The 8,648-nt window shown below is 61.3% G+C and carries 6 protein-coding genes; 2 read left to right on the top strand and 4 right to left on the bottom strand.

What is annotated here, in order from left to right:
- The coding region (gene nadE / locus ACRESD_RS17045) for an ammonia-dependent NAD(+) synthetase (protein ID WP_431751990.1) at positions 1–653 on the top strand (653 nt) is incomplete at its 5' end.
- Between the two features lie 287 nt (positions 654–940).
- Here the strand turns inward: nadE and azu are convergent.
- A complete protein-coding gene (gene azu, locus ACRESD_RS17050; protein WP_008439083.1) occupies positions 941–1,387 on the bottom strand; it encodes an azurin in 447 nt (148 codons plus the stop codon).
- Between the two features lie 333 nt (positions 1,388–1,720).
- On the opposite strand from azu, the gene ACRESD_RS17055 reads away from it, so the two are divergent.
- A complete protein-coding gene (locus tag ACRESD_RS17055) occupies positions 1,721–1,903 on the top strand; it encodes a hypothetical protein (RefSeq protein WP_431751991.1) in 183 nt (60 codons plus the stop codon).
- A 46-nt stretch (positions 1,904–1,949) separates the two neighbouring features.
- On the opposite strand, the gene ACRESD_RS17060 is transcribed toward ACRESD_RS17055, so the two are convergent.
- The 3 genes from ACRESD_RS17060 to ACRESD_RS17070 form a co-directional block, all read right to left on the bottom strand.
- A complete protein-coding gene (locus ACRESD_RS17060) occupies positions 1,950–2,840 on the bottom strand; it encodes a transglutaminase family protein (protein ID WP_431751992.1) in 891 nt (296 codons plus the stop codon).
- Entirely contained in the window at positions 2,840–5,326 is a 2,487-nt protein-coding gene (locus tag ACRESD_RS17065) for a circularly permuted type 2 ATP-grasp protein (protein ID WP_431751993.1), read from the bottom strand. Before ACRESD_RS17065 ends, ACRESD_RS17060 begins: the two co-directional genes overlap by 1 nt.
- Positions 5,327–5,482: 156 nt before the next feature.
- The coding region (locus ACRESD_RS17070; protein WP_431751994.1) for a DUF2126 domain-containing protein at positions 5,483–8,648 on the bottom strand (3,166 nt) is incomplete at its 5' end.

Here is an 8,648-nt window from a genome sequence, read left to right on the forward strand (position 1 = left end):
CCGCAGGCCTGTTGGCCCAGCGCGCGGTGAAAGAGCTGCGTGAAAACACCGGTGATGAGGCTTACCGCTTTATCGCGGTGCGCCTGCCGTACGAAACCCAGTTCGACGAAATCGATGCCACGGCCTCGGTGGACTTCATCGTGCCGGACGAGCGCCACACCGTGAACATCGGCCCGGCTGTGAAATCCCTGGCCAATGAAGTGGCAGCGTTTGAAGGCAAGCCAGCGGCATCCCGGGATTTCGTGCTGGGCAACACCAAGGCGCGTATGCGGATGGTGGCGCAGTACACCATCGCTGGCGCGGCCGGTGGCCTGGTGATCGGTACCGACCACGCGGCGGAAGCGGTGATGGGTTTTTTCACCAAGTTCGGTGACGGCGCGTGCGACCTGGCGCCGTTGAGCGGCCTGGTGAAAAACCAGGTGCGGGCGATTGCTCGGTACTTTGGTGCACCCGAATCACTGGTGGAGAAGGTGCCGACGGCGGACTTGGAAGACCTGTCACCGGGCAAGCCAGACGAAGCCTCACATGGCGTGACCTATGCCGAGATCGATGCGTTCCTGCACGGTGAACCGGTGCGTGAGGAGGCGTTCAAGATTATCTGCGATACGTACCGCAAGACTGAGCACAAGCGGGTCATGCCGTTCGCGCCATGAGGTGAACCAGATAGGTATGTGTTAACTGTTAGACCGCTTTCGCAGGCAAGCCAGCTCCCACAGTTGACCAAGTTTCAGCATGAGAATGCGGTCGAGTGTGGGAGATAGATGTGTTGACTGTTAGATCGCTTTCACAGGCGAGCCAGCTCCCACAGTTGACCGTGTTTCAGCATGAGGATGCGGTCGAGTGTGGGAGCTGGCTTGCCTGCGAAGAACGATGACTCGGTTCAACTGACTGCCCACAAAAAAAGCGCCTGAACAGGCGCTTTTTTTCGACCGGAGTCGGCTTACTTCAGGGTCACAGTGCCTTTCATCATCGAGATGTGGCCTGGGAACGAGCAGAAGAACGCGTAATCAGTCCCGGCGGCCAGCTTCGACACATCGAAGGTCACCGAGTCTTTCTCGCCAGCACCGATGATCTTGGTGTGGGCGATGATGCGGGTGTCGCCGTCTTTCAGGTAGTTCTTGTCGATACCGGCAGCCATGCCGTCGCTGGCGATGCCAGGCATGTCGGCAGCGGAGCTCAGCACCCAGTTATGGCCCATAACGTTTTTCGGCAAGCTGCCGGAATGAGTCAGCTCGACGGTGAATGTCTTGCAGCTCTTGTCGATTTCAATGGCCTTGGTGTTGAAGGACATTTGATCAGTGGAGTCGACGGTGACCTTGCACTCTGCAGCAAGCAACTGGCCGCTCGCCAGAGTCAGCAGGGAAACAGCAACGAGTTTGGCAAACATGTGAATCTCCAAGGCAGGGTTTAAAAAACGCGTATTGCGACAAGGGTGCCTCAAGCAGGCAGGAATTCTTATGATCTGAGTCAACAGATTGTATACAACTTTAGGCTATCAGACTGATCAACACAATCAACCAGCCAAAGTGCCGCACGTTACCTATGATCGGCCCTATCCCCACTGGAGTCCGAGCCATGCACCTCAACCAACTGTTCAACGGCCTGTTCGCCGCCTACGCCTGCGGTAAGTGAAGGCCAAGCGCGCTGCTAAGCTGCTACCATGGCGGCCCAAGGCAGCTGCGCGCCGCCCACCCTCACCTTCGACCCTAGAGGATCGCCCATGGCCAAACCTAATTACTCCTTCGCCAAACGTCAGAGAGACTTGGCCAAGGAGCAGAAGAAAGAGGAAAAACTGCAACGCAAGAAAGCCGCTGCAGAAGAAGAGGCCAATGGGCTGACCGCAGACGTCGATGCTGAAGAAACGAGCGACGAGACCGAAACACCAAAAGATCCGGCTGAATAATTTCCTTTGTGGTGAGCCGGCGCGCCCGGCTTACCACAATCCATCGTCACTCCAACGGCATCACCGTCCCCCGCACCGCCGGGTCATGGGTCCCGCCCCCCAGAATCCCCCCCCGCAACGGCGACACATCGGAGAAATCCCGGCCCCAGGCCAGGGTGATGTGCTCCAGTGCCGGCTGCACGTTATTCGTCGGATCAAAATCCACCCAACCTGACACCGGGCAATACACCGAGACCCACGCATGGGACGCATCGGCGCCGATCAGCCGTGGCTGGCCGGGCGGTGGCTGGGTGAGCAAATAGCCGCTGATGTAGCGTGCCGCCAGGCCCCGTGAGCGCAGGCAGGCAAGCATCAGGTGGGCGAAGTCCTGGCAAACGCCGCGACGGCGCTCCAGCACCTCCACCAGGGGCGTGGCGACCTGGGTGGCTTCGGCATCGAACGTGAACTCCCTGAAAATCTTCTCCATCAGCGCCTGTACGCCCAGCAACAATGGCTTGCCTGGGGGAAAACAGCTTTCGGAGAATTCGACGAAGGCCTTTTTCAGATGCACGTAAGGCGATTCAAAGCGATAGCGGCAGGCTTCGATCAACTCAGCCGACATCGGTTGGCTGCTATAAGTGAGACTGTCACGGGTCTGGTCCCAGGCCGGCGACTGCTGAAAGTCCAGGGCCGGCCGCGCCAGCACTTCCACGGTCAGCCCGGCATTCACCAGCAGTTCATCATGGGGCCGCTCAAAAGCCAGGCGAGTAATCGGGTTGCCGAACACGTCCAGCTCATCACGTCGCGCAGACGGTTGCGGACTGATGTCCAGTTGCTGCGAGCTACAGCGCTGCCAGGCACACGGCCGTGGCCACAGGTGCGCCAATTGCTGGGCCAGGGACACCGGGCTGTCGTAGTGGTAATGGGTATCGTGGAAAATCTGGTAGCGCGCACTCATCACAGCGACACCGTTTGTTGGCTGACATCATCCACATGGGCAAAGTGACGCAACGCCAGTCGATCCGACACTTGCCCACTCTCATCGGCCACCGCTTGCAGCAGGTCGGCCAAGCCGCCCAGCGCGGCGCGTACGCTCGGCTCGCCAAACAGCGGATTCTCCAGACAACCCAGGTCGAAGTGCGCCAGGCGCTCCACCAATGGCCCCAGGCCGGTTTCCCGAGGCACACCAAAGTCATCGTTGAGACGGCGCAGGGTGCGGCTCACCAGTTTTAACTGGAACAGCACCGCATGGGGGTTCTGTTCATCCAGCAACAACAGGTCGAGCACCGGGATCAATTGGGGCACCGCCAGGTAGCGCGAGCGATAGGTGATGCTACTGTTGCCCAGTTCCAGCAACCACTCCAACCCCGCCTGATCGAACACCGCCACGCCACGCAGAAATGCCGCGAGGCTGCTGCTGAGAAACTGCAGGCGTTCGATACGCCGGCCCATCATCAAAAAGCGCCAGCCTTCGTCTCGGGTCATATCATCCAGGGCAAACCCGGACAGCGCCGCCAGCGACATCACCAGACGGTTGAGGAAGTCCAGCAATTCGCCGAAGTCCGGGGTTTCGCTTTCCAGTTCCATGGCTTCGCGTTGCAGCTCCACCAAGGCCTGCCAGTTCTCCCGGGACAGCTTGCCGCGCACCTGGGACGCCGCCCATTGCAAGCGCTGCAAATTGGCACGCAGGCTCGACGCCCAGTCATCACCGAGCAAGGCCGCCAACAGGCGCTCAGGCAACTCGCCCTCCTCCGGCAGCAGGTGCAGGGTTTCACCGAGCTCAACCGCCGCCTGCAACGCGAGTGGATCGTCACCGTCGACATAACGCGCCAGCACGATGCGCAGCCAGCGTGCGCTGTCATCGCAGCGCTCGCAGTAGCGGCCAAACCAGAACAGGTTCTCCACCACCCGTGATGGCAGATAAGGGTCACGGCGCACCAGGTCATGCACACCAATCGCCCGCTGCGCACGCCAATGCTCGCCACCGGCAGCGCGTTCACCGAGCACCCAGGTGTCTTTGCTGGCGCCACCGCGTTGCATCGACACCACTTCGGCATCTGCCTCGGCCGCCACGCGAGTCAGGCCACCGGGCAGCACCCGATAACCTTCATCGCTCGCCACGGCGTACACCCGCATGCCAATGGCGCGGTGTTGCAAATGATCATCCTCGGTATGCCATACCGGCGCCTGGGACAGTTGCGCCAGCTCCTGGGCGACATACGCGTAGGGTCGCGCACGCATACGTTCGGCCAGGGCCTGGCGTTGCGGGTCGTTCAAGTCGCGCCCGAATACCGGGGGGAAGCTCTGCGAAGGAAACGCGGGTTTGATCAGCAGCTCCGGCAGTTTCTCCAAGGCTTCGGCCAGCACCGGTGCTTCACCGCACCACCAGGTAGCGATGGACGGCAGGATCAGTTCCTCGCCAAACAAAAACTGGTTGATCTTCGGTAGAAAGCCCAGCAACCCCGGGGACTCCAACACGCCACTGCCAAGGGCATTGGCCACCAGCACGTTGCCTTGGCGTACGGCATCGAGCAGCCCGGGCACGCCGAGGGCAGAGTCGGTGCGTAGTTCCAGCGGGTCACAGAAGTCGTCGTCCAGACGGCGCATGATCGCGTGCACCCGACGCAGGCCACTGAGGGTTTTAAGAAACACCGTGCTGTCGCGCACCGTCAGATCGCCGCCCTCCACCAACGGGTAGCCGAGTTGGCGCGCGAGGTAGAGGTGTTCGAAATAGCTTTCGTTGAAACGCCCCGGTGTCAGCAATACGATCAGCGGCGGCTGGTCATCGCCGGGCGCTTGACGGGCCAAGGTTTCCTGCAAGGTGCGGAAGAAACCAGTGAGGTGCTGCACTTGCAGATCACGATACAGATCCGGGAAAGCACGGGACACAATGGTGCGGTTTTCCAGCGCATAACCCGCACCCGATGGCGCCTGGGTCCGGTCGGCGGTGACCCACCAACGACCATCCGGTGTGCGTGCCAGGTCCACGGCGTACAGATGCAGGAAAGCATCCTCCGGCGGCTGGATGCCCTGGCAGGGCCACAGGAAATTGTTATGCCCGAATACCAGTTCAGCCGGCAGCAAGCCTTCCTTGATCAGGCGTTGCGGGCCGTAGAGATCGGCCAGCACAGCATTGAGCAAGCGCGCACGCTGGGCGATCCCCGCCGAAAGCTGCTGCCACTCATCGGCAGCCAACACATGGGGCAGCAGGTCCAACTCCCAGGGGCGGTCGGCGCCCTTGGGGTCGGCATAGACGTTGTAGGTCACGCCGTTTTCCTGGATCTGCCGGGTCAACAGCGCCTGGCGCTGAGCCAGTTGCGCGGGCGTACTGCGCTGCAAGTGCTCAAGCAAGCGCTGCCAATGGGCACGCACCGCGCCGCTGTCGTCCAGCAGTTCATGATAAGTACCCGCGGTCAGCGGGTAACGGTCGAGCAAGTCGGACATGGAACGCTCGGCAGGGGCAAGGGGGCTCAGATTAACTCAAATTTACTGCAATCTAATGTGGGAGGGGCTTGCTCCCGATTACGGTGGGTCAGTTACACATTTGTTGATTGGCACACCGCCATCGGGGGCAAGCCCCCTCCCACATTTGAATCGCGCTTAATTGGGGAAACGTCGGAGATCTAGGGTCATGGGCAATTCATCGTTGATGACTATCGTCGGCACTGGGAGCTTTCCAGGGCTGTGCCCCAACCGGAAAAACCGCGCCATGCGCCGGCTCTCGGCCTCATTGGCATTCACCGGCAAGCTGTCGTAATTGCGCCCACCTGGATGGGCCACGTGATACTGGCAACCGCCGAGGGAGCGTTGCATCCAAGTATCGAGCAGGTCGAACACCAACGGCGCATGCACCGGGATCGTCGGCTGCAGACAGTTGGCCGGTTGCCAGGCGCGGTAACGCACGCCGGCAACAAATTCGCCCACCCGTCCGGTGGCTTGCAACGGCACCGGAACACCGTTGCAGGTCAGCAGATAGCGTTGCGGCGGCAGCCCGGTGAGCTTCACTTGCAGACGCTCCAAGGACGAATCCACATAACGCACCGTACCGCCTGCCGCGCCCTCTTCGCCCAGTACGTGCCAGGGCTCCAGGGCCTGGCGCAATTCCAGTTCGATCCCGCTGACGGCATAGTCGCCGACCTTGGGAAAACGGAACTCCAAGTGCGCGGCAAACCATTCGGCACGCAGCGGATAACCGGCGGCATTCAGCTCGACGATCACATCGGCAAAATCCTGCTCGATAAAGTGTGGCAACAAAAAGCGGTCATGCAGCTCGGTCCCCCAACGCGCCAGTTTCGGTGGCGCATAAGGTTCACGCCAGAATCGCGCGACCAGGGCACGCAACAGCAATTGTTGGGTGAGGCTCATGCGCGCATGGGGCGGCATTTCAAAGGCACGCAATTCCAACAAGCCCAATCGACCGGTGGCACCGTCGGGAGAGTAGAGTTTGTCGATACAGAACTCTGCGCGGTGGGTGTTGCCCGTCACGTCGATCAGCAGGTTGCGCAGCAAGCGGTCGACCAACCACGGTGGGCATTCTTCACCCGGTTCGGGCATTTGGGCGAAGGCGATTTCCAGTTCGTACAGGGCGTCATTACGCGCTTCGTCCACCCTGGGGGCCTGGGACGTCGGGCCGATAAACAGGCCGGAAAACAGGTACGACAGAGAGGGATGGTTGTGCCAGTAGCTGATCAGACTGCGCAGCAGATCAGGCCGGCGTAGAAACGGCGAATCCTTGGGCGTGGCGCCGCCCAGCACAAAGTGGTTACCACCACCGGTGCCGGTGTGACGCCCGTCGATCATGAATTTTTCAGTGGTCAGGCGGGTTTGCCGCGCTTCTTCGTAGAGGAATTCGGTGCGTTCCACCAATTCATCCCAAGTGGCGGATGGCTGCACATTCACTTCGATCACACCCGGGTCTGGCGTGACACGGAAGTTGCTCAACCGCGTATCGGCCGGCGGCTCGTAGCCTTCCAGCAGCACCGGGCAGTGCAATTCTTCGGCGGTGGCTTCGATGGCGGCCACCAGTTCCAGATAATCCTCGACGCGCTCCAGCGGCGGCATGAACAGGTACAGCCGCCCTTCCCGCGCCTCGGCGCACAGCGCGGTGCGGGTGAGCCAGTCAGCGGATTGATCGACCTTCGGCACACGCTCATCGACGGGCGCGGCATCGTCATGGCTTTGCAGTTGCGCCGTGGTCGGCAACTCAGGTTGATCCTGGTTCGGGTCGGTGGGATGCACAAAGGGATACTCCGCCGCCGTCACCCACGGCTGTGACGCCAACGGCAGGCGATAACCCAACGGCGAGTCGCCAGGCACCAACCGACAGTGGTTATCGCGCAAGTACCAACGCCCGCTTTGCCAACGATCATTGGCCGCCGTACGCGCCAGCGGCAGCACTTGGCCGATGACTTTATCCAGGCCCTGGCTGAACACTTTGCGCAGGCGCTCACGCTCCAGCTCGTCGCCCAGGCGCGGGTCTTGGGCGGTAACGTTTTGCGGCAGCGCACCTTCGCGCCACAGATAGTAGAAGTTGTCTTCGAAGGCGGGAAACACAAAGCGCGGCGGCAGTTTCAGGCGTTCGGCGATGCTGGCCAGAAACCGCCCGGCGAGCACGCCATCAGCGCCGTAATCCTGTTGCTCATCGGCGATCAGCGCACTGTTATGCCAGATCGGCACCCCATCGCGGCGCCAGTAGCAGTTGAGCGACCAACGCGGCAATTGTTCACCGGGATACCACTTGCCCTGACCGAAGTGCACCAGGCCCTTGGGCGCGTAGTGCTTGCGCATGCGCTGAAACAGTTCGGCAGACAGACGTCGCTTCTCCGGCCCCAGCGCAGCGGTGTTCCATTCGGCACCGTCGGGGTCGTCGATGGAGACGAAGGTCGGTTCGCCACCCATGGTCAGGCGTACGTCATCCTTGAGCAGGTCGCCGTCGATCTGCCGGCCAAGGGCCTGGATCGCCAGCCATTGTTCCTCGGTGTAGGGCTTGGTGACGCGCGGCGCCTCCCAGATGCGCTCTACCGACATTTCGTGGGTGAACTCGCACTCACAGGGTTCGACCAACCCACTGATGGGCGCGGCGGACGATGGATCGGGACTACAAGCCAACGGGATATGGCCCTCGCCGGCAAATAACCCGGAAGTGGCATCCAGGCCGATCCAGCCCGCGCCGGGCAAATACACCTCGCACCAGGCGTGCAGGTCGGTGAAATCCACCTCGGTGCCAGACGGGCCGTCGAGGGCTTTGACGTCGGCGGTCAATTGGATCAGATAACCGGAGACAAACCGCGCCGCCAACCCGAGGTTGCGCAGCAACTGCACCAACAGCCAGGCCGAATCGCGGCACGAGCCGGAGGCGTTTTCCAGGGTAAATTCCGGGGTTTGTACGCCAGGCTCCATGCGGATCAGGTAAGCGATATCGGCAGCCAGGCGCTGGTTGAGGCCCACCAGAAAGTCCACCGCCGGCAGCGGCGTACGGTCGATACCCGCCAGGTAGGCAGCAACCCTGGGCGTCAGCGGCAGGGTTTCCAGGTACGGTGCCAGCTCCCGCTGCTCATCGGCAGCGTAGCGCAAGGGGATTTTTTCGGCATAAGGCTCAAGGAAAAAGTCGAACGGGTTGAACACCGCCATCTCGGCGACCAGATCGACTTCGATGCGCAGCTCATCGGTTTTTTCCGGGAACACCAAACGCGCCAGGTAATTGCCCTGGGGGTCTTGCTGCCAATTGATGAAATGCTGCTCGGGCTGCACTTTCAGCGCGTAAGAC

The sequence above is a fragment of the Pseudomonas sp. genome (genome assembly GCF_050739995.1).
GTDB lineage: Bacteria > Pseudomonadota > Gammaproteobacteria > Pseudomonadales > Pseudomonadaceae > Aquipseudomonas.